Below are 22103 nucleotides of genomic sequence, written 5' to 3'. Positions count from 1 at the left end.
GGTCAGACGACGACGCGGATGACGGCGCTGTGGTCCAGCTCGGCGTCGCCGCGGTCGACCATCCGCTGGTAGCGGTCGCGGGCGACCGCCGTCAGCGCGGTGTCGACGCCGAGCCGCCGCCCGACCGCGAGGCCGAACTCGAGGTCCTTGAGCTGGGTGCGGCACGCGGCACCGTCCGCATAGTCGCCCGAGAGGTAGCGCCGCGACTTGTCCGTGAGCACCTGCGAGCCGGCCAGCCCGGCGCCCAGCACCTCCAGCACGGTGGCGAGGTCCAGGCCACCGGACTGGGCGATGGCGACCGCCTCGGCCAGCGCGTTGAGCGTGCCGCCCACCACGATCTGGTTGCACGTCTTGGTGAGCGAGCCCGCGCCCACCGCACCGAGGTGGCGGACCGTCGAGCCCATCGCCTCCAGCACGGGGAGGACGGCGGCGAGGTCGTGGTCCGCGCCGCCCGCCATGATGCTCAGGCTGCCCGCCACCGCGCCCTCGACGCCGCCGCTCACGGGCGCGTCCACCAGGCGGATGCCGTCCGCCGCGAGCTCCTTCGCCCACGCGGCGACCTCGACCGGGCTCACCGTGCTCATCACGACCAGCACCGGGTCGCCCACCCCCGCCGCGCGCCACCCCGCACGCAGCCCGTCGGGCCGGTGGACGACGTCGCGCACCTGCGGCAGGTCCGGGAGCATCACCACCACCACCGACCGCGCCACCTCTGCCGGCGTCGCCGCGACCGTCGCACGCGACTCGCCCTCGGCGACCGCCTCCGCCTTCTCCGGCGTGCGGTTCCACAGCGCGACGTCGAAACCCGCCGCCAGCAGATTCCGCGCCATCGGCGCCCCCATCGGCCCCGTGCCGACGAAACCGATCGACGTGCGCTGCACTGGCTACCTCCGCGACGTCGTCGAAGCAGCACCGGGGCCCGGGCTACGGTCAAGCGGCCAGGTTAGCTTCCCGGCCGTCCCGGCACCTCGGCGGAGGAAACGTGAGACGGGCACCTGACCGACGGAGGAATCACCTCAGCGGCCGGGTCTCACAGCGCACCGAAGAGGACGCTCCTGGCACGGTCGGCTGTCGCGGAATCGGTACGAAACTCCATCACGCCGCCCGACGTGGTAAGTCGGAGGACGGACGTCGCGCCGCTGGCGACCTCGACGTTCGAGATCGCCTTGGCGGGAAGCGTCTGGATGCGCTTGCCGAACAGTACCCACGGCCAGGCGAAGGCAGCGCAGCCGGCCGTGCAGACGACGAGAAGCCAAGTCAGCCAGTTCGCGTACCGCTGCTCGTAAGTCACAGCCTTCTCCGTGACCGTGACCACGGGGCGGACTCCGAGCCGCATGGCGCGGAAGGTCACGGTGGGAGTGACGGCAGCCGGGCCTGAGATCGGCTGGACGGCACCGTCTCGCAGCGATGCGGTGGCGATGTGATCAGTCATGTTCGTCTCCTGATGAGAGAGGCTGGGCGCCGCACGATCAGCGGTCTGGCGGATCAGAGGCCGACGGAGTCCGCACCGTGCTGGGCCTGGTCGGCGCTGAAGCCGTCGAACTGCAGCTGGTCGACGAGCGCGGAGCGCGAGAACGACATGGTGTCCAGGTACGTCTCGGCGCTCTTGGCGGCCTGCTCGCTCCAGTCCGCGTCTACCGTGTCCGCGCCGTGCTCGGCCTGCTTCGCAGAGAAGCCGTCGTGCTCCAGCTGGTCGACGAGACCCGACCGCGAGAACGCCATCGTGTCCAGGTACGACTCCGCACTCTTCGCGGCCTGCTCGCTCCAGTCCGCGTCCACCGCGCCGGCCGCGTACTTCGCGTCCTTGTCCGAGTACCCGTCGAACTTCAACTGCTTCACGAGCCCCGAGCGCGAGAACGCCATGGTGCCCAGGTACGACTCCGCGCTGCTGCGCGCGTTGGCCTGTGACGTCGTCTCGGTGGACGCCTCGCTCGACGTGTCCGTCGTCGCCTCCACGGTCGCCGTGTCCTCGGACGCGTCAGCGTCCGTCCCGGTCTCTGCAGGAAGGTCGGCTTCAGCGGCGGGTGCCGCCTCCGCCACCGCCGCGGGCGGCTCGGCAACGGCCGGGTCCTCCCCGCCTGAGTTCATCGCCGTCGCACCGACCGCGACCACCCCGGCCACGCCCAGGCCCGTGAGGATCTTGTGGCGCCGGACCCAGCTGCGGTTCGCCTTCGCGACCGCCTTGGCCTCGCGAGCCTGCTGCTTGAGCTGCGCCTTCGTCGCCGGCGCGTCGGTGGGCGGGACGGAGGACGGGAACTGATCGGTCATCGGGCTACTCCTGCTCTGACGGCGGCACCCTGCGTGATGCCTGACTTCGGTCCATGGCCAGGATCAGCCCGGGCACGCCCTCACTACATCGCCCGATCGGGCAGAGCCGGGTGCCCGGTCGGGTACGCCGGGAAGGGCCGGACGTACCCGGTCGGCAGACGCGCGGCGGCACGGCCCGCCGTACTGTCGACGCATGTTCGCTCGAGCGGCTGACACGCCAGGCCCGGACAGAAGCTCGCGGGTGCGGCGTGCCGCCGTCCTGCGCTGGGCGTCGGCAGCCGGCACGGTGGTCGCCGTGGCGGTGTCGGCCGCGAGCGCCCTGGTGGCGGTGTGGTTCGCGTCGCAGGCCACGGGACGGGAGAGTGCCCTGCACCCGACGCTGTACGTGGTGGGCGCCGTCGTCGGTCTCGCGCTGGCGGGTCTGCTCGTGTGGAGGCGGCGGTTCCCGTTCGCCCTCTGCCTCGGCGCCTCGGCGTGCTCGGTCCTGCTCCCTCTGGACGCGTCGGCGGCGCTCCTCACCCTCCCGTGGGTGCTGGCCACGGGATCTGTCCGGGCCTGCCTGACCGCGGCCGGTGCGACGACGGCCGCGACCGCGACGGCGCTCCTGCGGGACGCGCTGCGCGACCACGAGGCCCAGGTGCTGGTGACCGTCGACGAGCAGACCCGCGTGCTGTCCTCCGACCCGACGGCGGCGGCCTACGTCGCGGTGGGGATCGTGCTGCTCGGCCTGTCGGTCGCTGCCGGACTCGTCCGCCGTGCGCACCTGGCGGCCGAGCGTGCCCGTGACGAGCAGCAGGCGGCAGCCGCCGCGGCGGCCGTCCTGCGCGACCAGGCGGGGCGCCAGGACGAGCGACGCCTCATCGCGCGGGAGGTGCACGACACCGTGGCGCACCATGTCGCAGAGATCTCGCTGCAGGCCTCGGCCCTCGAGGTCACGAGCACGAACGACCCGGCGGCGGCGCGGGCGGCCCGAGAGATGCGCGCCTCGGCGCAGCAGGCCATCAGGGAGCTGCGTTCGCTGGTGACCACCCTGCGCTCGGGCGACACCGTGACCGGATTCCCCGGCGCGACGCTCGACGACCTGCGCCCACTGCTCGGCCGGATGACCGGCGACGACCCCCGGACCACCGCCGCGGTCTCCGTCACGGGCGGGCAGGACGCCGCACCCACCCTGGTGCGTGCCACGTTCCGGGTGGTGCAGGAGGCGGTCACCAACGCCCACAAGCACGCGGGTGGTCAGCCCGTCGACGTCCGCGTCGACGCTGCGCCGGAGCGTGGGGTCGACATCACGGTGCGCAACCTGTTGCCGTCCGACGGTGCTCGTGCGCCGTCGCTGCCGGGTACCGGTTCGGGGCTGCTCGGGATGCACGAGCGGGCCGACGCCGTCGGAGGCACCCTCGTCGCCGGCCGTGAGGACGGGTCGTTTATCGTCCGCGCCCACCTGCCGTGGGTCGCCCGCGCGACGTGACCCGGGCGTTCGTCCGGCGAACGCTGGCGCCCGGGGCTATCGTTCGCGTGCATGGAGGTCCGAGTCCTCGTGGTCGACGACGACCCGATGGTGCGGCGGCTTCTCACGACGGTGCTGGCCGCCCAGGGCATCGACGTCGTCGGTGAGGCGACCGACGGCGACGAGGTCGTGCCGGCTGTCGCCGAGTACCGGCCCGACGTCGTGCTCATGGACCTGCACATGCGCCGCACCGGCGGGCTCGACGCCATCCGCGAGCTCCGGCGTCGTCCCGGTCCTCCCGCGGTCATCGCGCTCACGTCGTTCGGCACCGACGAGACGGTCGTCGCCGCGCTGGCCGCGGGCGCGCAGGGCTTCCTCAGCAAGGACGACGACCCCGAGCACATCGCCGCCCACGTGCGTGACGTCGCCGCCGGTTCCGGCGCGCTCGACCACGTCTCCGCGGGCGCGGTGATCCGCCACCTCTCCGGCAGCCGGCGCCTCGACAGCCGCCGCGACGAGGCCCGTAGCGCCCTCGACGCCCTCACCACTCGGGAACGGGAGATCGCGACGTTCCTGCCGCACGGGCTGTCGAACCGAGAGATCGGGCGGCGGCTCTACCTGTCCGAGTCGACGGTCAAGGCCCACCTGGGGCGGGCCATGGCCAAGCTCGACCTCACGGCTCGGGGAACAGCTGGCCGTCCTCGTCGACAGGGCGGGCGCGACCGCGCCGGGCACCGGCTCCTGACGGGCCGTCAGCGCAGCCGGCGCAGGAACTCCCGGGTGCGCTGCTCGTGCGGGTCCCCGAGCACCTGCTCCGGCGTACCGCGCTCGTGCACGCGCCCGGCGTGCAGGAAGACGACCTCGTCGGCGACCTCGCGGGCGAAGCCCATCTCGTGCGTGGCGACGAGCATCGTCGTGGGCCGCCCGGCGACACCTTCGGTGCGCAGGGACAGCAGGAGGTCGAGCACCTCCCCCACCAGCTCGGGGTCGAGAGCGGACGTCACCTCGTCGAGCAGGAGCAGCTCGGGCCCGTTCACCAGCGCGCGGGCGATGGCGGCGCGCTGCTGCTGCCCGCCCGAGAGCTGGTCGGGAAAGGCGCGGGCCTTGTCCGCGAGGCCGACGCGCTCGAGCATCGCCAGCGCGGCCGCCTCGGCCTCGGCCCGCGGCACCTTGTGCACGACGCGCGGCGCCAGGGTCACGTTGTCGAGCACGCGCAGGTGCGGGAAGAGGTTGTACTGCTGGAACACCATGGCGAGGCGGGCGCGCACGGCGTCGGCGTCCACCCACGGGTCGGCGACGTCCTCGCCGTCGAGCAGCACCTGGCCGTCGTCGACCTCCTCGAGCAGGTCGACGACGCGCAGGAGCGTGGACTTGCCGGAGCCGGACGACCCGACCACGACGACGCACGACCCCTCGGCCACGTCGAGGTCGACGCCGTCGAGCACGACCTTGCGGTCGGCGCCGGTACCGAAGGACTTGCGCACGTCGCGCAGCGCCAGCAGCGGCGCGCGCAGGGGTGCGGTCATCGGATCGCCCCCGCGCCCGCGACGCCGCGCAGCTCGCCGCGCCAGCCCTGCCTCGCCGACCAGGCGTCGACCAGCCGGGTGAGCGGGATCGAGATCGCGATGAACAGCAGGCCCGCGACGACGTACGGCGTGAAGTTGTAGTCCCCGGTGGTGGCGATCTGGGCCGCGCGGATCGCGTCGACGGCGCCGAGGATGGAGATGAGGCCGGAGTCCTTCTGCAGCGACACGAGCATGCTGGCCACGGGCGCGGCGACGTTGCGGACCGCCTGCGGCAGCACGACGCGCCGTGCCGCCTGCGCGCGGGTCAGCCCGAGCGACCGCGCGGCGGCCACCTGGGACGGGTGCACCGCCTCGATGCCCGCCCGGAAGATCTCCGCGAGGTACGCGGTGTAGCAGACCACGATCGACAGGCCGCCGAGGAAGGCCGCGCTCACCGGCAGCCACGGCAGCCGAAGGGCGGGCAGGCCGAAGCCGACCAGCAGCAGCACGAGCAGCAGAGGCACGCCGCGGAACACGTCCACGTACCCGACGGCGAGGATCCGCAGCGGGAACAGCGCCGGCACCCGCGACGTCCGCACGACCGCCAGCAGGAGCCCCACGACCAGCGCGACGACGCTCGCCACCACCCACACCCGCAGATTGAGCCACAGCCCCGCCGCGACCTCGGGCAGCACCTCCCACGCCCGCTCCGGGGAGAAGAACGCCTCGCGCGCCCGCTCCCAGCCGGGCGCCGTCGTCACGACGTACGCGACGGCGGCCACCACCAGCACGGTCGCGACACCCGCCACCAGCAGCGCGCGGCGGTGCTGCGCCCGGCGGTACGCCGCGCGGGCGCGCGCCCGCTCCGACGGCTGCCATCCGCCGGTCGGCGTCGTCGCGGGTCCGGACGTCGGGGTGCTCACGTGCGCGTCAGGACAGCTCGGTGATGTCGTCCGACTTGAGCCACGTGGTGCGCAGCTCGTCGAGCGTGCCGTTCTCCTCGAGCGTGTCGACGGCGGCCGAGACGCACGCGGTGAGCGACGACCCCTTGTCGAGCACCAGACCCAGCTGCTCGGGCTCGCCCACGGGCGGCAGGGTGCCGATCACGTGCGTGTCGGGGAAGTAGACGGTCGAGGCGGCGACGCCCTGGTCGACGTCCATCACCATGGCGTCGATGGTGCCCGAGCTCAGCGCCGTCATGCCGTCGCCCGCGGCGTTGAAGGGGGTGACCTCGACGTCGTCGCCCCACGCGGCGTCGGCGACGGCGAGCGACGTCTGCGAGGCGGTGACGCCGATCGTCGCGCCCTTGAGGTCGGCCAGGCTCGCGGCGTCGGAGAAGTCGCCCTCGTCGGCGACGATGACGCCCTGGCGGCTGGTCAGGTAGGGGCTGGAGAAGTCGACGGCGTTCTTCCGCTCGTCCGTGATCGTCGTCTGGTAGGCGGCGACGTCGAAGGTCTTCACGGCCGGGCTGATGATCTGCTCGAAGGTGACCGACGTCCACTCGACGTCATCCTTCGCGAACCCGAGCTCGTCCGCGACGGCGTACACGAGCGCCGACTCGAAGCCCTCCCCGCTGCTCGGCTCGCCCACGTACCAGGGCTCGAAGGGGTCGCTGGCGCCCACGGTCAACGTGCCGTCGGTGAGGGTCTGCATCCCCTCGGGCGTGCAGTCGGTCGCGCTGCCGGACGCTACGGGCGCGCCGTCGCCGTCGTCCGACGTCGAGCAGCCGGCGAACGCGAGCGTGGCGGCCGACGCGAGAGCGACCGCGAGGACAGGACGGGAGGTGCGCACGGTGGAGCCTTTCCGACGAGGGGGACGCGGCGGGTCACGCCGCCGACGAGCCTATGCCGACCGCGGGTCCCTGCGGCATGGCGGTGGTCACAGAGGAACCTCGGCGCGGTTGTCGATCTTCCCGCCCCTGGCGCGTCATCACCGTGTACGACCCGCCACGAGGAAGGACGATGGGACCATGACCACGTACGTCGTACTGCTGCCCGGCGTCGAGGACGTCTGGGAACGCGCGAGCGCCGAGGAGCGCGCCGCCGTCTACGCGAAGCACGAGGAGTTCGCCCGACTGCTCGCCGAGCGCGGGCACCGCATCACCGGCGGTGCCGAGCTGACGCACTCCCGCTCCACCAAGCAGGTCTCCCGCGACGCCGCGGGCCGGGTCGTCGTCACCGACGGTCCGTTCGCCGAGACGGCGGAGCAGCTCTCCGGGTTCTACCTGGTCGAGTCGGACGACCTCGACGACCTGCTCCAGGTCAGTGCGACCCTCGTCGGCTCGACCGGCGGCGGCGACGCCGACGGCGTCGTCGAGGTCCGCGCCGCGGTCGACCACGAGGAGGGGGACGCATGAAGGTCGTCGTCCTGCTCACGCAGCCGGACCACGACGAGATCTGGGGCGCCGCCGACGACGCGCACCGCGAGCGCTTCTACGCCCGGCTGGAGGCGTTCGACTCCGCCGTCGCGGAGCGGGGCGCGGTCCTCGCGGGCGAGGGCCTCGGCCACCCCGGCACCGCCCGCACGCTCGGGCCGGGGGCGAACGGCGACCGCGCCGTCACCGACGGCCCGTACGCCGAGGCGGCCGAGCAGCTCGGAGGCTTCTACGTCGTCGACGTGCCCGACCTGGGCACGGCCGTCGAGCTCGCGCGGCTGCTCCCGGACGAGCTCACGGTCGAGCTGCGGCCGGCCGTGGCCGGGTAGGGCACCCCGTGGGGAGACGCTCGTGACGGTCCTCGAGGACCTCGTGCGCGACGAGTGGGGCCGGCTCCTGGCCCTGCTCGTCGCGCGGTTCCGCCGCCTCGACCTGGCCGAGGACGGGCTCGCGGACGCGTTCGAGGCGGCGGCGCGCACCTGGCCGCGCGAGGGCGTGCCGGCGAACGGCCCGGCCTGGCTCCTCACCGCCGCCCGGCGCCGCGTCCTCGACCGGCTCCGGTCGGAACAGGTGCTGGCGCGGTCGATGCCGCTGCTGGAGGTCGAGGCGGACCTGGCCGCCCGGGCACAGCGGGTCATGGCGGACGTCGGCGAGCCCCTCACCGACGAGCGGCTCCGGCTGGTGCTGCTGTGCGCCCACCCGCGGCTGTCGCGCGAGGCGGCCGCGGCGCTCTCGCTGCGCCTGGTGCTCGGCGTGCCCACGGCCGACGTCGCCCGCCTGTTCCTCCAGTCCACGCCGACGATGGCGGCGCGCCTCACCCGGGCCCGCAAGAAGCTCGCGGGCGAGCGGTTCGCGCTGCCGCCCGCCGACGAGGTCGCCGACCGCCTCGGTGTCGCGGCCGACGTCGCCTACCTGGCCTTCACCGCGGGCTACGCGCCCGCCAGCGGGGACGACGTCGTGCGAGCCGAGCTCGCCGGCGAAGCGGTGCGGCTCGTCCGCGTGCTGCGCGACGTCCGGCCCACGCTGGGGGCCGGCGGGGAGGCCGGCGGCGGCGTGGCGGCGCGCGACCTCGACGCGCTCCTCGCGCTGGTGCTGCTCCAGCACTCGCGCCGCGACGCCCGCGTGGACGACGGCGCCCTGGTGCTGCTTCCGGACCAGGACCGCTCCCGGTGGCACCAGCACGAGATCGCCGAGGCCCTCGAGCTGCTCACCCCGCTCGCCACCGCTGCCCCGACGCCGTACCTGCTGCAGGCCCTCGTGGCGGCCGAGCACGCGATCGCCCGCACCCCGGACGCGACCGCCTGGGACCGCATCCTCGCCCGCTACGACGAGCTCCTGACGCTGGCCGACACCCCGGTGGTGCGCCTCAACCGCGCGGTCGCCGTCGCCGAGGTCTCCGGTCCGCGCGCCGGCCTCGACGCCCTCGCCGAGGTCGCGCTGCCCGGGCACCGGCTGCCCGCGCTGCGGGCGGAGCTGCTGCGGCGCGCGGGCGACCCCGACGGTGCCCTGCGGGCCTACGACGCGGCGCTCGCCCTGTGCGGGCCGGGGGCCGAGCACGACCATCTGCGCCGGCGTCGGGCCGAGCTCGCCTGACCGCCCGGGCGGCGGTCGGTCAGGGGTGCACGTGCGCCTGGTGCCCCGTCTGCGCCGAGATGTCCTGCTCCGCCTGCTCGAGCAGCGCGTCCGCCAGGCGTCGCAGGGCCCGTGCCGCCGCGACCTCGTCCCCGATGACCGGGACCTGCAGGTCGCCCGGGTCCTTGCGCGCGTGCCCGACGCCGCGCAACGAGCCCACGTCCGGACCGGGCGTCAGCATCGCCTCCGCCGTCGTGCTCCCGGACGACTCCACGAGCGAGACCCGCACGTCCCACGTCAGGGCCCGGGCGGGTGACGGTCGCGGCGACCGTGCGTGCTCCGTCCCGCCGTCGTCGTGCTGCACGAGCGTGTCCGCGCCGGGGAACACCAGCGTCTCCTCCCCCGTGTCGGACCAGCGCACCTGGTAGGGCGGCGACCCGTCGTCGTGCGGGCAGGCGATCACGACGCCGTCGCGCACCGCCCCGCCGACCACACCGGACGCCACCACGATCCGGTCGCCCACCGTCGCTCTCATCGCCGCCTCCTCGCGTCGTCGGGTGCCCGCCGTCCCCGTGCCGGCTCCTTCCATCATGCGCCCGGCACGGGCCCCTGGCACGGCGCGGTCAGTGCGAGCGCAGCGCCTTGACGAGCTCCGCCTTACGCATCGACGAGCGTCCCTCGATGCCGATCTCCGACGCCCGCTTCCGCAGGTCGGCGACAGTCCAGTCGTCGTAGGAGCCGGACTTCCCGCCCTTGGCGCCGACCTTCTTCCGGCCTCGCGCCGCGGCGGCGTTCGCGATCCGCGCGGACTTCTCCTTGCTGTTGCCCTCGTCGCGGAGCTCCTCGTAGAGCTCCTTGTCCTTGACGCTCGGCCCTGCGTCTCGTCGCGGCATGGTGGCTCCTCCCGATCCGGGCGTGCCCGCGCGGTGGCTTCACGCGGGGCCCACGCTCGAGACCTATCACTCACGGGTGGTGCCGGCACCCGGACATGACGAAGGCCCCGACCGGATCCCGGTCGGGGCCTTCGTGGATGTCGACGACATCCCGTGGTAGCGGGGGCAGGATTTGAACCTGCGACCTCTGGGTTATGAGCCCAGCGAGCTACCGAGCTGCTCCACCCCGCGTCGACTCCCTGAACATTACGGCGTCGTCGGACACGAATCAAATCGCATCGGGCGAATGGGACGGAGGTCACACTCGCGGTGGCCTCCGACCAGCGACGACGCCCCCGACCACGACCACCGGACGGCGGCGCAGACGACGGCGGGGCCGCCGGTCCGGACGGACCGACGACCCCGCGCCTCGCACCACCGGCCGGTCAGCCGGCGGACCCGATCTCCTTCTCCGCAGCGAGCGCGTCCTCGATCGCCTGCTGCAGGCGGTCCTGCGCCTCGCCGTACGCGGTGAAGTCGCCGGCCTTCAGCGCCTCGTCGCTGTCGGTCATCGCGTCGTTCGCCTCCTGGAGGGCGGCGTTCAGCCGCGACTGCGCGTCACCCGACGGCGTGCTGCCGCCGCTCGGCTCCGTCGACGGCTCCGTGCTGGGCTCGGTGCTCGGCTCCGTGCTGGGCTCCGTGGACGGCTCGGTCGCCCCGTCCTCGCCCTCGACCGGCGCGGTGGGCACCTCGGTCTCGGTCCCGCCGTCGGCGTCGCCGGCCGTCGCACCCGAGTCGCCGCCGAAGACCTGGTCCAGGGCCTCGTCGAGCGTCTCCGCGTACCCGGTCTGGTCGCCGAACGCGACGAGCACGCGGCGCAGCAGCGGGTACGCCGTGCCACCGGCGGACTGGATGTACACCGGCTGCACGTAGAGCAGGCCACCACCCACGGGCAGGGTCAGCTGGTTGCCGCGCACGACGTTCGACGAGCCGCGCTCCAGGATGTTCAGCTGCTCGGAGATCGTCGGGTTCGAGTCGAAGTTGTTCTGCACCTGGCCCGGGCCCGGCACCGTCGAGTCGCGGGGCAGCTCCAGCATCCGGAGCTTCCCGTAGCCCTCCGCCACCTCGCCCGCGGTGGACCCGGCGTCGCCGTCGGCGGCCAGGTATCCCGTGAGGATCTCGCGGTCGGTGTTACCGCCCGGGATGAAGGTGCTGGTCAACGAGAACGCCGAGGATTCCTGTCCCGGCATCTGCAGCGACAGGTAGTACGGGGGCTGCTTCGCCGCGTTCGAGCCGGTCGCGCCACCGGTGGACACCGGGTCCGCCGGGTTCGCCCAGAAGTCCTGGCCGGAGAAGAACTGCCCCGCGTCCTCGACGTGGTACTGCGTCAGCAGCGTGCGCTGGACCTTGAACATGTCCTCGGGGTAGCGGATGTGGCTCATGAGGTCGCCGGAGATCTCCGACATCGGCTTCACCGACGTCGGGAAGACGTCGGACCACGCCTTGAGGACGGGGTCGTCGGTGTCCCAGGCGTACAGGTCCACCGAGCCGTCGTACGCGTCGACGGTCGCCTTCACCGAGTTGCGGATGTAGTTGACCTCCGGCGGCATCTCCACCGGCACGCCCTGCGCGGCGAGCGTCAGGGAGTCCGCCGTCGCCTCCTGCATCGGGCGGCTGGTCGAGTACGGGTACGCGTCCGAGGTGGTGTACCCGTCGACGATCCACTTGACGCGTCCGTCGACCACCGCCGGGTACATGCCCTGGTCGAGGGTCAGCCACGGGGCGACCTTCTGCACGCGGGTCATCGGGTCACGGTCGTAGAGGATCTGCGACTCGTCGGTGACGCGGTCGGAGAACAGCATCTCCTGCGAGCCGAACTTCAGCGCGTACAGCAGCTTGCTGCCGAACGACCCGACGGACGGGCCGGCGGTCACCTCCTCCGTGGGGAACGTCGTGTTGACCTGCTGGCCACCCTGCTCGTCGTCGGCCTGGTAGTCGAGCTCCCACGGCTTCGTGTCCTCCGGCGCGCCCACGATGGAGTACTCCGTGGTGGAGGGGCTGAAGTAGATGCGCGGCTCGTACCCCTTGTCGGTGAGCGCGCCCTGCGTCGGGATGCCGCCCTCGTAGAACGCGGGCTGACCGTCGGGTCCGGGCTGGTTGCCGTACGCGGCGACGACGCCGTACCCGTGGGTGAAGACGGTGTGGTCGTTCACCCAGTTGCGCTGCCCGTCGCCGAGGCCCCCGAGGTTCAGCTCGCGCACCGCGATCACGGTGTCGCGGGACTCGCCGTCGATCTCGTACCGGTCCACCGACAGGTTGTCGGCGAAGTTGTAGTACTGCTTGTTCTGCTGCAGCTGACGGAACGACGGGCTGACGATCTGCGGGTCGAGCAGACGTACCGACGCGGTGGTGTCCGCGTCCTCGCGCAGCGCGCCCTGCTCCGCCTCCGTGGTGGCGTCGTACGGCTGGGTCTCGATGTCGTCCAGACCGTACGCCGCGTGCGTGGCGTCGATGTTGCGCTGGATGTAGTCGGCCTCGAGCTCCTGGGCGTTGGGGTTCACCTGGAACCGCTGCACCACGGCCGGGTAGATGCCGCCGATCGCGATCGCCGACACCACCATGAGGCCGACGCCGATGGCCGGCAGGCGCCACGTGCCGCGGACCGCCGCCACGACGAACAGGAGCGCCACGAGCACCGCGACGCCCGTGAGGATCTCCTTCGACGGGATGACGGCGTGCACGTCCGAGTAGGACGCGCCGTTGTAGGTGGCCGCGGTGCTGCCGCCGTTCGTCGCCGTCAGCAACGAGTACCGGTCGAGCCAGTAGTTCGCGCCGATCACGAGCATGAGCGCGGAGCCCAGCACGGCGAGGTGCACGCGGGACGCGCGCGTGGTGCGCGGGGTGCCCGCCGGCACCGGCCCGAGCCGGAGCCCGCCGTACAGGTAGTGCGTCACCAGCGCGGCGATGCCGGCGATGATCACGACCGCCATGAGGAAGCTCACCATGAACCGCAGCGCGGGCAGCGAGAAGACGTAGAACCCGAGGTCGATGCCGAACTGCGGGTCCTTCTCGCCGAACGACGAGGGGTTGATCGCCAGGAGCACGCTGCGCCACTGCGCGGACGCCGCGACACCGGCGAAGAATCCGACGACGACCGGCCCGGCGATGGTCACGACGCGCCGCAGGGGCTCGATGGCCTCGCGGTACTGGTCGAGGGTCGCCTGCTCGGGCGTCGACGGCGCGTAGACCGGGCGCACCCGGTACGCGACGGCGAACGACGAGAACACGGCGGCCGCCATCACGAGGAAGCCGATGACGAACAGGACGCCGCGGGTGATCCACTCCGTCCAGATCACGTTGCCGAAGCCGAGCGCGTCGAACCACATGATCTCGGTCCAGAACTGCGCGAGCAGGAGCAGCGCGACGACGACCGCGGCGATCACGACCAGCGTGATCGCCAGAGGGCTGCGGCGGCGCTTGGCGGGCGGGCCGCCTGGCCGTCGACGGGGTGGGGCAGCGAAGGACACGGTGCGGGCACCTCACTCGTGCTCGGGACGGACGGACGTTCTGGTGTGGAACGTCCCTGTCATCCCTCAGGTTCCCACGCTTCGCGCGCGGGTGGGCGACCGGCCCTTCACTCGCCGGTCACGAGCACGTCGGAAGGTCCGTGCCCTCCCCCGCACCGATCGCCTCGATCGCGGTCCGCGCGTCGTCGAGGGTGGCCACCCGGACCACCCGCAGCCCGTCGGGGACGTGCCCGACGACCTCGTCACAGTTGTCCGCCGGGGCGAGGAACCAGTCCGCGCCGGCGTCGACCGCGCCGAAGAGCTTCTGCTGGATGCCGCCGATCGGGCCGACGAGCCCGTCGACGCTCATCGTGCCCGTGCCCGCCACGTGCGCGCCGTCCAGCTCGTCCTCGGGCGTCATCTTCGTGATGATCGCCAGCGCGAACATCGTGCCGGCGCTCGGCCCTCCGATGTCGCCCGGCCGGATGGTCACGTCGACCGGGTAGTCGTACGCCGGGTCGAGGAGCACGCCGAGCGCGGCCCGCCCGTCCCCCTCCGACGTCGTCACCGTGAGGTCCGTCGGCTCGCCGTCGCGCTCGACGCCCAGCGTGACGTCGGCGCCCGGCGTCACGTCGTCGAGGGCGGCGAGCAGGTCCTGGTGGGTCGTGACCTGGTGCCCGTCGATGCTGCGCACGACGTCCCCCGCCTCGACGACGCCGTCGGCGCCGGAGTCGGGCACGGTGCCCGCGACGGTGAGGGTGGCGGGCACCTCGTACCCCAGCTCCGTCAGCGCGGCCACGGTCGCGGCCGACTCCGACCCCGCCATCTGCGCCTGGCCGACCTCCTGCTGCTGCTCCCGCGTGGTCTGCTCCGGGAAGATCGACTCGACCGGCTGCACCGAGCGCTCGCGCGAGCCCCAGCCCCACAGCACGTCGCCGAGCAGGACGTCCCCGCCGGGCCCGCCGTAGACGGACACGGTGGTGAGTCGCAGCTCGCCCGAGACGTCGTAGGTCTCGGCGCCCTCGATCTCGACGACGGGCTTCGCCGTCGCGCTCTTGCCTCCGCTCGACGTCTCGTCCGCACCGCTCTGCACGTCCGCGCCCTGCAGCCCGAGCGTGTCCTCCGTCGGCCCCGGGGCCCGGATCGCGTAGGGCGTGGGGAGCACCAGGAGGACGGCCGCGAGGAGCGCCGTCGTCAGCAGGGAGACGCCGAGCGTCACGCTGCGGCGCGACGCACGCGCGCCAGGGAGCGTGTCCTCGTCGGGCGACGACGGGTCGTCGGGCGCGAGGATGTCGCGGTCGAAGGTCACGGGCACATCATCGCCGACGTTCCTGGACGCTGCGCCCGGTCACGGGCACGGTCGGTGGCGCGGCCGGGACCCGTCCCCGGGTCAGGGTGTCCGGGAGATCTGCGCCCAGAGCGAACCGCCGGAACCCCACGACCCGACCGGACGTCGTCGGTGGTTACGGTGAACCAGTCGGAAGACGGCCGCCGTCGCCCGACGTCCCTCCACCGCACAGCCGAGGAGCCCCGCGCATGAGCAACCTTCCCGACGACCCCGAGGGTGCCGAGGAGCGCGAGCGCATGCTGCGCTCGATGCTGGAGGGCTTCTTCGGCGACCGCACCGACGAGGTCCTCGCCCAGATGCGCGCGCAGGGCATCGACCCGGCCGCGCTCGCGGGAATGCCCGGCGCCGGCACCCCGGACCCGGCGACCATGCAGCACGTCCTCGCCCAGGTGCAGCGGCTGCTGTCCGCGTCCGGGGACGGCCCGGTGAACACCGACGTCGCGCACGACATCGCCCGGCAGGTCGCCGTCGCCGAGGGCGACCCGTCGCTCACGGGCGGCCAGGCCAAGGCCGCGACCGACGCCCTCGGCGTGGCGGAGCTGTGGCTCGACGCCGTGACCGACCTGCCGCCCGCCGGCGGTCGCGCGCACGCGTGGAGCCGCTCGGAGTGGGTCGAGGCCACACTGCCCGCCTGGAACCGGCTGGTGGCACCCGTCGCGACGTCCGTCGCCGACGCCCTCGCCACCGTGCTGCGCGACCAGCTCCCCGGGGAGCTCGGAGACGACGCGCTGGACATGCCGGGTCTCGCGGGCCTGCCCGCCGGCGCCCTGGGCGGCGGCGCGTTCGACCCCGCCCAGATGATGCGCCGGCTCGGGTCGGCCGTGTTCGGCATGCAGGTGGGGCAGGCCGCGGGGACCCTGTCGCGGGAGGTGTTCGGCGCGACCGACGTCGGCGTCCCGCTCCTGTCCGAGCCCGCCACCGTGCTGCTGCCGACCAACGTCACGGCGTTCGCCGACGGGCTCGACGCGCCGCTGGAGGAGGTGCGCCACTTCCTCGCGCTGCGCGAGGCCGCGCACGCCCGGCTGTTCACGCACGTCCCCTGGCTCGCGGCGCACCTGCACGGCCTCGTCGAGCAGTACGCGCGCGGCATCACCATCGACCTGGACGTGCTCGAGCAGCAGGTGCGCGACATCGACCCCAGCGACCCCGAGGCGCTGCGCGGCGCGCTGACCGGCGGCGTGTTCGGGCTGCAGCACACCCCCGAGCAGGAGGCCACGCTGCTGCGCCTCGAGACCGCGCTCGCGCTCGTCGAGGGCTGGGTCACGGAGGTCGCCGCCACCGCGGCCCTCCCCCACCTGCCGCACACCTACCCGCTGCGCGAGATGATCCGCCGCCGCCGCGCGGCCGGCGGCCCCGCGGAGCACACCTTCGCCACGCTGGTCGGGCTCGAGCTGCGCCCGCGGCGCTCACGCGACGCCACCGCGCTCTTCGCGCACGTCCTCGCCGAGGGCGGCCCGCAGGCCCGCGACGCCGTCTGGGAGCACCCGGACCTGCTGCCCGGCACCGCGGACCTCGACGACCCCGCCGGCTACTTCACGCGCCGTCAGGAGCAGGCGGAGGAGCAGTCCGACGTCGACGCGGCGCTGGCGCAGATCCTGGACGCCGCGGACCGCTCGGCGAAGGACGGCGACGCCGAGGACGGGGACTCCCCGAGCTCCTGACCTGTCGCCGGTCGGCCTGTCGGGACCGTCGCGCGGGGCTCGTTCCGACAGGCTCGACGGCCGGCAGGCTCAGCCGGCGGTGTCGCCGCCGGAGGGCCCGGGCTGCGCGCCGCCGTCGTCCTGGACGAAGGAGACGCCCTCGAGGAACCCCCGCGCGCGGTCGGTGCGCGGGTAGCCCTCGAGCAGCTGCCAGAAAGCGGCGCCGTGCCCCGCGTGCAGCAGGTGCGCCAGCTCGTGCAGCAGCACGTAGTCGAGCACCCACTCGGGCATCCCCTGCACGCGCGTGGAGATCCGGATCGAGCCGTCGACCAGCGTGCACGACCCCCAGCGTCGGCCCTGGTGGGGCGACCAGGACACGCTGGTCGGGTGGGCACGACCGTCCAGGTACCGCTCGGAGAGCTCCCTGGCCCGCTGGACGAGCTCGGCGTCGGACGGGCGCCGACGACGCTCCTTGTCCTCGAGCCGCGCGAGCATCTTCGCCACCCATTCACGCTCCTGGGCACGAGAGAAGCGCGCGGGAATGGCCACGACGGTGCGCTCGCCGTCGCGGTACGCGCTGACCGTGGCGGTCCGCCGGCGACTGCGCCGGACCTCCACCGACGTCATCATCGTGTCGTGGGCCACGGCACGACGGTACCGGGGAATCGTGAACTTTGTGTGTCACAACACACGAACCGGGCGGCCACGAGGCCCGGGCGTCGGGCTTGTGGACGACGCCCGGCCGGCCTCCGACGTGCGTGCCAGGGTGACCGCATGGCAGACGCCGACAGCCCGACCACCTCGGCGGGGCCCCTCCTCACGCTGCGCCCGGCGACCCCGGTCCTCGACCACGGAGCCGGCGAGGTCCAGCTCGGGACGGACCCTCGCTGGAGCCTCGTCCTGTCCGGGCTGGACGACCACGAGGCGCGGTGGCTGCGCGACGCCGGCGCGCGGCGGCACCGCTCCCTGGCCCGCGGCGCGCGGCACTGGGGCGTGAGCCCCGAGCGCCAGGAGCAGATCGTGCGCGCGCTGGCCGACGGAGGGTTCCTCGTCCGCGCCGCCCCGGACCGGCCGCTCGAGGCCGCGGACGCGGCGCCGGGCTGGACCCCGGACGCCACCGTGCTGGGCGCGCTGCGCCCCGACGGTGCGGGCACGGCCACGCTCGCCGTCCGCGGCGCCCGCGTCGTCGGGGTGCGCGGCCTCGGCCGGACCGGCACCGCCCTGGCCGGCCTCCTCGCGGGCGCCGGCGTCGGCACCCTCGTGCTCGACGACCGCGTACCCGTCCAGGTGGGCGACCTGGGGCTCGGGGGCCACGCACCCGGCGACGTCGGTCGCCCGCGGGAGCAGTCCGCCGCCGCTCGGCTCGCGTCCGCGCACCCGCGCCTGCGCGTCGGCAGCGCGCTGCCGGTCACGGCGGCCGGCGAGCCCCGCCTGCCGGACGCCGTCGTGGTGGTGGAGGGTCACGCCGCGCGCCCAGAGCGCTACGAGCGGCTGCTCGGCGCCGGGGTCCCCCACCTCCCGGTCGTGGTGCGGGAGGCCGACGTGGTGGTCGGCCCGCTCGTGCTGCCGGGCCGCTCGCCGTGCGTGGGGTGCTGCGACCGTCACGCCGCCGACGCGGACCGGCGCTGGCCCTTCGTCGCCGCGGACCTCGCGCTCCGCCCGGACGACGACGTCGCCCACGAGACCATGCTGGCGGCGACGGCCGCGGCGCTCGCGGCCGGGCAGGTGCTCGCGCTGCTCGACGGCGCGATGCCCGCGACCGTGGGGCGCAGCCTCGAGGTCGCGCTGCCCGAGGCGGTACCGCGGGCGCGGGACGTCGCGCCGCACCCGGACTGCGGGTGCACCCGCCTGCCGGAATGAGGACAGGCCCCGGGCGAGACCGCGGAGAGCCGGCCGCACGTGGTGCGGGCGCGCTCCCCGAGGTCTCGCCGGAGGCCTGTGATGGTTCCTGCCTGGTCAGCACGCCGGGGGTCCCGGGCGCACTGCGCGGTCATGCTGCGACGGTCTCCGACTTCCGGGGCCGGCCGCGACCGCGCTTGCGGGCCACGACCTTGCCGTCGACGAAGACCTCACCACCCCAGACGCCCCAGGGCTCCTGCCGCTCGAGGGCACCGGCGAGGCAGCCGGCCTGCAGCGGGCAGCCACGGCACAGCGCCTTGGCCTCCTCGACCTGGGTGGTGTGCTCGGCGAACCAGAGCTCCGGGTCGTTGGTACGGCACGGCAGCAGCGCCGCGAACTGGCGGTCGAGCTCGGCCACCTCGGCCGGGCTCTGGGTGAGGGGTTGATGCGGGGTCCAGGGGCCGTTTCCGCCCTGGGGGATCGTGTCGAGCAGCCGCTCGTCCAACAGCTGTGCGAGACGCACGAGTTCCTCCGTCAGGTCCTGAGTGTTGATGTGAACGTCGGTGTTCAGGACCTGCGGGTGGACCTCTGGAGTCAGAGGTCCGGCTCGAACGACCTGGTGAGGTCTTCTTCCCTGAGCGGAAAGACGAAGGCCGCGGGTCCCGGGGGGACTCCGCGGCCTGGATCCGGTTCTAGACCGGATGTCTCCAGGAGGCGGAGTCGGGTGCGATGTGGAGATCGGCGTTGCCTGCTCCGTGCTGACGCGCGCGGAACGGACGAACGGCGTCAAGCTCGCCACGGGCAGACGTGTACCCGGGCGCGCCGGCAGACGCGGTCGCCATCACGATCTGAGTCATCGTGTCCATCTTGTGCACCCACCTCCTCACTGCTCTCGGACCTCCGCCTCTCGGCAGACGCCACTCCGTCTGGGACTCTCCGAGCATAGACGGCCCCGCCCAGGCCGCCACATCTTTTTCGAGATTTTCTTCGACGAGTTTTTTCGGGCACCCGTTCAGGCCCCCGAGGAGGTCGCCGCCTCCAGCGGGCCGATGACCTTCAGGTCACCCAGGCAGCCCTCCACGGCGGCCGCGACGCCCGCGTCGTCGAGGCCGTCCGGGACCGCCCGGACCTGCAGCCCGCCGTCCCCGCGGCTCGCGTCGAAGCCCTCGTCGACGAGGCAGTCCACCTGGACCTGCTGCAGGTCCTGCACCTCGGCCCTGGTGATCAGCCCGTCCTCGAGGATCTCGGTCCCCCGGTCGGTCGTGACCCGTTCGAGGGCCTCGGTGAAGCCCTCGGGCATCACGTGCGCGGCGTGACCCTCCGAGGTCCCCTGAGATCCGCCGTGGTCGGCGTGGTCGCCGCCGCCACGCGGGCCGTTACCGTCACCCGGCTCGCCGCCGCCGGCGGAGCAGGCCGCCAGCAGGACGGCCAGGACGACGCCGGCGCCCGCCGTCAGCGCCGTGCGGGTACGACGGCCGTCGGGACGGGGGCACCGGGAACGGTGGGGCGGGAACCGTGCCGGGAACATGGAGGACACCTCTCGTCGGGGACGGACCCCGACAATCTGGCAGCCCTGCGACCTGCCTACAAGACCTTTCGGCAGGTCCGCTCACAAATACGGGTTATGCCGTACGTGCTCAGCCGGCCTGCTCCGCCACGATCGCGAGGATCGTCGGCCCGTACCGGTCGATCTTCGCCGGGCCCACGCCGTTCACACGCGCGAGCTGCGCCACCGACGTCGGCTTGAGCTCCGCGATGGCGGCCAGCGTGGCGTCGCCCAGCACCGTGAACGCCGGCTTGTCCGTCTCGCGGGCCACCGACAGCCGCCACTCGCGCAGCGCGTCGAACAGGGCGACGTCGTGCTCCCCCGTGAGCAGCTGGCGCGCCTGGCCGCGCACCGCCCGCCCGCGGCCACGCCGGTCCGACGGGTCGTCCGGCCACAGCCCGTCGAGGAAGCGGGTGCGCTTGCGCGTGGCCCGGCCGCCCGGGTTGCGGGACCGCGCGAACGACAGCTCCAGGTGCTCGCGGGCGCGGGTGATCCCCACGTACAGGAGGCGGCGCTCCTCGGCGACCGCCTCGTCCGTCTCCGCGAGCGAGATCGGCATGAGCCCCTCGCTCACCCCCGCGAGGAACACGGCGTCCCACTCGAGCCCCTTCGCCGCGTGCAGCGACGCCAGCGTGACGCCCTCGACGGTGGGTGCGTGCTGCGCCGAGGCCCGCTCCTCCAGCTCGCCGACGAGGGTGGCCATCGTGGCCGGCGCGTCCTGCGGGGCGGCGGCCGCGACGTCGTCGGCCAGCCCGACGAGCGCCTGCATCGCCTCCCACCGCTCGCGCGCGGCGCCCCGCGCGGCGGGCGGCTGCTCCGTCCAGCCGGCGGTGGTGAGCACGTCGCGCACCTGCTCGGGCATCGGCTGGTCCGGGTCGGCGGACCGGGCCGCGCCGCGCAGCAGGACGATCGCGTCGCGCACCTCCTTGCGCTGGAAGAACCGCTCGCCCCCGCGGACGAGATAGCTGATCCCGGCGTCCGCGAGCGCCGACTCGAACGCCGCCGACTGCGCGTTGGTGCGGTAGAGCACCGCGATCTCGCTGGGCCGCACGCCCGACGCGATCAGCCGGCCCGCGCGGGCCGCGATCCCCGTGGCCTCCGCGTCGTCGTCGTCGTAGGCCGTGAAGCTCGCGGGCGGACCCGCCGGGCGCTGCGCCACCAGCTCCAGCGCCCCGGGGACCCGGCCGCGGCGCAGCACCTGGTTCGCGAGGTGCACGACCTGCGGCGTGGAGCGGTAGTCGCGCACCAGCCGGACCACCTGGGCCTCGGAGTAGGTCCGCGTGAAGTCGAGCAGGTAGTGCGGCGTCGCGCCCGTGAAGGAGTAGATGGTCTGCGAGGGGTCGCCCACCACGCAGAGCTCCTTGCGGTCCCCGAGCCACTGGTCGAGCAGGAACTGCTGCAGCGGCGAGACGTCCTGGTACTCGTCGACGACGAAGTGGCGGTACTGCGAGCGCACCTCGTCGGCCACCTGCCGGTGGGAGTTCAGCATGTCGGCGAGCATGAGCAGGACGTCCTCGAAGTCGATGACGCCGCGCTCGGTCTTGACGTCCTCGTACGCCGTGATGAGGCGGGCGACCGTCTGGTGGTCGTAGCCCGACGGCGCCGGGCGGTCGTCGACCTGGGCCGCCTTCACGTAGTCCTCCGCCGTGACGAGCGACACCTTGGCCCACTCCACCTCGGAGGACAGGTCGCGCACGGCGACCCGGTCGACGCTGACGCCGACGCGGCGGGCGGCCTCGGCGACCGCGGGCGCCTTGTGCTCGAGGATCCGCGGCGGCGCGCCGCCCACGACGCGTGGCCAGAAGTAGCCGAGCTGACGCAGCGCCGCCGCGTGGAAGGTGCGCGCCTGCACGCCCACCACCCCCAGGTCGCGGAGCCGGGTGCGCATCTCCCCCGCCGCCCGGGCGGTGAACGTCACCGCGAGCACCGACGTCGGCTTGTAGGTGCCATTCCGCACGCCGTAGGCGATGCGGTGCGTGATCGCGCGCGTCTTGCCCGTGCCCGCGCCCGCGAGCACGCACACCGGCCCCGTCAGGGCCAGCGCCACGTCGCGCTGCTCGGGGTCGAGGGCGTCGAGGATCGCGTCGGGATGAAGCGGGGCGCTCGGGGAGTTGGTGGTGGTCGGCATCGTCTGCGATTCTCGCAGCCGTCGCCGACACCCCGCTCCCGTCGTCCCCAGCCGCCGT

Annotated in this window: 20 protein-coding genes, 1 tRNA gene and 1 pseudogene; 7 read left to right on the top strand and 15 right to left on the bottom strand. The window is 73.8% G+C overall.

Annotation, left to right across the window (positions count from 1 at the left end; genetic code table 11):
- Positions 1 to 2: 2 nt before the first annotated feature.
- The 3 genes from ACFCZN_RS12945 to ACFCZN_RS12935 all read right to left on the bottom strand — a co-directional run bounded on the left by ACFCZN_RS12945 (position 3) and on the right by ACFCZN_RS12935 (position 2268).
- Complete coding sequence (locus ACFCZN_RS12945) at positions 3 to 881, bottom strand: NAD(P)-dependent oxidoreductase (RefSeq protein ID WP_430557044.1); 879 nt, start codon at positions 879 to 881, stop codon at positions 3 to 5.
- Positions 882 to 1030: 149 nt separating this feature from the next.
- The gene (locus ACFCZN_RS12940; RefSeq protein ID WP_429762618.1) at positions 1031 to 1432 is read right to left on the bottom strand and encodes a hypothetical protein; all 402 of its coding nucleotides are present in this window, start codon (positions 1430 to 1432) and stop codon (positions 1031 to 1033) included.
- Between the two features lie 53 nt (positions 1433 to 1485).
- The gene (locus ACFCZN_RS12935; protein ID WP_429762619.1) at positions 1486 to 2268 is read right to left on the bottom strand and encodes an Ltp family lipoprotein; all 783 of its coding nucleotides are present in this window, start codon (positions 2266 to 2268) and stop codon (positions 1486 to 1488) included.
- Between the two features lie 241 nt (positions 2269 to 2509).
- Here ACFCZN_RS12935 and ACFCZN_RS12930 point away from each other — a divergent pair, with 241 nt between their 5' ends.
- Positions 2510 to 3736 carry a sensor histidine kinase gene (locus ACFCZN_RS12930; RefSeq protein ID WP_429762620.1) on the top strand — a complete coding sequence of 409 codons (1227 nt, stop codon included), beginning with the start codon at positions 2510 to 2512 and terminating at the stop codon, positions 3734 to 3736.
- 51 nt (positions 3737 to 3787) lie between these two features.
- Positions 3788 to 4339: pseudogene (locus tag ACFCZN_RS12925) on the top strand (response regulator); the annotation flags it as partial.
- 128 nt (positions 4340 to 4467) lie between these two features.
- On the opposite strand, the gene ACFCZN_RS12920 reads toward ACFCZN_RS12925, so the two are convergent.
- The 3 genes from ACFCZN_RS12920 to ACFCZN_RS12910 are packed head-to-tail and all read right to left on the bottom strand — an operon-like array spanning position 4468 to position 7011.
- A complete protein-coding gene (locus ACFCZN_RS12920) occupies positions 4468 to 5241 on the bottom strand; it encodes an amino acid ABC transporter ATP-binding protein (protein WP_429762622.1) in 774 nt (257 codons plus the stop codon).
- Complete coding sequence (locus tag ACFCZN_RS12915) at positions 5238 to 6143, bottom strand: ABC transporter permease subunit (RefSeq protein ID WP_429762623.1); 906 nt, start codon at positions 6141 to 6143, stop codon at positions 5238 to 5240. Before ACFCZN_RS12915 ends, ACFCZN_RS12920 begins: the two co-directional genes overlap by 4 nt.
- Positions 6144 to 6150: 7 nt before the next feature.
- Entirely contained in the window at positions 6151 to 7011 is an 861-nt protein-coding gene (locus ACFCZN_RS12910) for an ABC transporter substrate-binding protein (protein WP_429762624.1), read from the bottom strand.
- A gap of 178 nt (positions 7012 to 7189) precedes the next feature.
- Here ACFCZN_RS12910 and ACFCZN_RS12905 point away from each other — a divergent pair, with 178 nt between their 5' ends.
- From ACFCZN_RS12905 to ACFCZN_RS12895, 3 genes are read left to right on the top strand one after another with little or no spacing between them, the layout of a single operon-like run.
- Entirely contained in the window at positions 7190 to 7576 is a 387-nt protein-coding gene (locus tag ACFCZN_RS12905; RefSeq protein ID WP_430557043.1) for a YciI family protein, read from the top strand.
- Positions 7573 to 7923: a YciI family protein gene (locus ACFCZN_RS12900; protein WP_430557042.1), complete on the top strand. Its 351-nt coding sequence runs from the start codon at positions 7573 to 7575 to the stop codon at positions 7921 to 7923. Before ACFCZN_RS12905 ends, ACFCZN_RS12900 begins: the two co-directional genes overlap by 4 nt.
- A gap of 22 nt (positions 7924 to 7945) precedes the next feature.
- Complete coding sequence (locus ACFCZN_RS12895) at positions 7946 to 9187, top strand: RNA polymerase sigma factor (RefSeq protein ID WP_430557041.1); 1242 nt, start codon at positions 7946 to 7948, stop codon at positions 9185 to 9187.
- Positions 9188 to 9206: 19 nt separating this feature from the next.
- On the opposite strand, the gene ACFCZN_RS12890 is transcribed toward ACFCZN_RS12895, so the two are convergent.
- From ACFCZN_RS12890 to ACFCZN_RS12870, 5 genes are all read right to left on the bottom strand, one after another.
- Entirely contained in the window at positions 9207 to 9701 is a 495-nt protein-coding gene (locus tag ACFCZN_RS12890; RefSeq protein WP_430557040.1) for a dsRBD fold-containing protein, read from the bottom strand.
- An 88-nt stretch (positions 9702 to 9789) separates the two neighbouring features.
- Positions 9790 to 10059 carry a DUF7218 family protein gene (locus ACFCZN_RS12885; protein ID WP_429762630.1) on the bottom strand — a complete coding sequence of 90 codons (270 nt, stop codon included), beginning with the start codon at positions 10057 to 10059 and terminating at the stop codon, positions 9790 to 9792.
- A gap of 154 nt (positions 10060 to 10213) precedes the next feature.
- Positions 10214 to 10290: transfer RNA gene (locus tag ACFCZN_RS12880), tRNA-Met, on the bottom strand.
- A gap of 194 nt (positions 10291 to 10484) precedes the next feature.
- The gene (locus ACFCZN_RS12875; RefSeq protein WP_429762631.1) at positions 10485 to 13565 is read right to left on the bottom strand and encodes a UPF0182 family protein; all 3081 of its coding nucleotides are present in this window, start codon (positions 13563 to 13565) and stop codon (positions 10485 to 10487) included.
- Positions 13566 to 13683: 118 nt separating this feature from the next.
- The gene (locus ACFCZN_RS12870; protein ID WP_430557039.1) at positions 13684 to 14853 is read right to left on the bottom strand and encodes a PDZ domain-containing protein; all 1170 of its coding nucleotides are present in this window, start codon (positions 14851 to 14853) and stop codon (positions 13684 to 13686) included.
- A 227-nt stretch (positions 14854 to 15080) separates the two neighbouring features.
- Between ACFCZN_RS12870 and ACFCZN_RS12865 the strand changes: the two genes are divergently transcribed.
- Positions 15081 to 16553 (top strand): zinc-dependent metalloprotease, encoded by a 1473-nt coding sequence (locus tag ACFCZN_RS12865; protein ID WP_430557038.1) that lies wholly within the window; start codon positions 15081 to 15083, stop codon positions 16551 to 16553.
- Between the two features lie 69 nt (positions 16554 to 16622).
- Here the strand turns inward: ACFCZN_RS12865 and ACFCZN_RS12860 are convergent, their stop codons facing one another.
- The gene (locus ACFCZN_RS12860) at positions 16623 to 17162 is read right to left on the bottom strand and encodes a SprT-like domain-containing protein (protein WP_429762695.1); all 540 of its coding nucleotides are present in this window, start codon (positions 17160 to 17162) and stop codon (positions 16623 to 16625) included.
- Positions 17163 to 17306: 144 nt separating this feature from the next.
- Between ACFCZN_RS12860 and ACFCZN_RS12855 the strand changes: the two genes are divergently transcribed.
- Positions 17307 to 18392: a ThiF family adenylyltransferase gene (locus ACFCZN_RS12855; RefSeq protein WP_430557037.1), complete on the top strand. Its 1086-nt coding sequence runs from the start codon at positions 17307 to 17309 to the stop codon at positions 18390 to 18392.
- Between the two features lie 130 nt (positions 18393 to 18522).
- Here ACFCZN_RS12855 and ACFCZN_RS12850 read toward each other — a convergent pair whose 3' ends face one another.
- The 3 genes from ACFCZN_RS12850 to ACFCZN_RS12840 all read right to left on the bottom strand — a co-directional run bounded on the left by ACFCZN_RS12850 (position 18523) and on the right by ACFCZN_RS12840 (position 22045).
- Positions 18523 to 18894 carry a WhiB family transcriptional regulator gene (locus ACFCZN_RS12850; RefSeq protein ID WP_429762635.1) on the bottom strand — a complete coding sequence of 124 codons (372 nt, stop codon included), beginning with the start codon at positions 18892 to 18894 and terminating at the stop codon, positions 18523 to 18525.
- A gap of 489 nt (positions 18895 to 19383) precedes the next feature.
- Positions 19384 to 19899 carry a hypothetical protein gene (locus ACFCZN_RS12845; RefSeq protein WP_429762636.1) on the bottom strand — a complete coding sequence of 172 codons (516 nt, stop codon included), beginning with the start codon at positions 19897 to 19899 and terminating at the stop codon, positions 19384 to 19386.
- A 109-nt stretch (positions 19900 to 20008) separates the two neighbouring features.
- Positions 20009 to 22045 carry an ATP-dependent DNA helicase UvrD2 gene (locus ACFCZN_RS12840; RefSeq protein WP_429762637.1) on the bottom strand — a complete coding sequence of 679 codons (2037 nt, stop codon included), beginning with the start codon at positions 22043 to 22045 and terminating at the stop codon, positions 20009 to 20011.
- Between the last annotated feature and the right edge of the window lie 58 nt (positions 22046 to 22103).

This window comes from Isoptericola sp. NPDC056134, from assembly GCF_042264825.1.
Classification (GTDB): domain Bacteria; phylum Actinomycetota; class Actinomycetes; order Actinomycetales; family Cellulomonadaceae; genus Isoptericola; species Isoptericola nanjingensis.
This window is presented reverse-complemented; position numbering and strand designations above follow the sequence as displayed.

Excerpts from the sequence above, each read along its gene's own strand:
- ACFCZN_RS12840 (WP_429762637.1), bottom strand. The coding sequence starts at position 22,045 with ATGCCGACCACCACCAACTCCCCGAGCGCCCCGCTTCATCCCGACGCG.
- ACFCZN_RS12905 (WP_430557043.1), top strand. The coding sequence starts at position 7,190 with ATGACCACGTACGTCGTACTGCTGCCCGGCGTCGAGGACGTCTGGGAA.
- ACFCZN_RS12935 (WP_429762619.1), bottom strand. The coding sequence starts at position 2,268 with ATGACCGATCAGTTCCCGTCCTCCGTCCCGCCCACCGACGCGCCGGCG.
- ACFCZN_RS12885 (WP_429762630.1), bottom strand. The coding sequence starts at position 10,059 with ATGCCGCGACGAGACGCAGGGCCGAGCGTCAAGGACAAGGAGCTCTAC.
- ACFCZN_RS12860 (WP_429762695.1), bottom strand. The coding sequence starts at position 17,162 with ATGATGACGTCGGTGGAGGTCCGGCGCAGTCGCCGGCGGACCGCCACG.
- ACFCZN_RS12900 (WP_430557042.1), top strand. The coding sequence starts at position 7,573 with ATGAAGGTCGTCGTCCTGCTCACGCAGCCGGACCACGACGAGATCTGG.
- ACFCZN_RS12865 (WP_430557038.1), top strand. The coding sequence starts at position 15,081 with ATGAGCAACCTTCCCGACGACCCCGAGGGTGCCGAGGAGCGCGAGCGC.
- ACFCZN_RS12920 (WP_429762622.1), bottom strand. The coding sequence starts at position 5,241 with ATGACCGCACCCCTGCGCGCGCCGCTGCTGGCGCTGCGCGACGTGCGC.
- ACFCZN_RS12940 (WP_429762618.1), bottom strand. The coding sequence starts at position 1,432 with ATGACTGATCACATCGCCACCGCATCGCTGCGAGACGGTGCCGTCCAG.
- ACFCZN_RS12890 (WP_430557040.1), bottom strand. The coding sequence starts at position 9,701 with ATGAGAGCGACGGTGGGCGACCGGATCGTGGTGGCGTCCGGTGTGGTC.
- ACFCZN_RS12855 (WP_430557037.1), top strand. The coding sequence starts at position 17,307 with ATGGCAGACGCCGACAGCCCGACCACCTCGGCGGGGCCCCTCCTCACG.
- ACFCZN_RS12845 (WP_429762636.1), bottom strand. The coding sequence starts at position 19,899 with ATGTTCCCGGCACGGTTCCCGCCCCACCGTTCCCGGTGCCCCCGTCCC.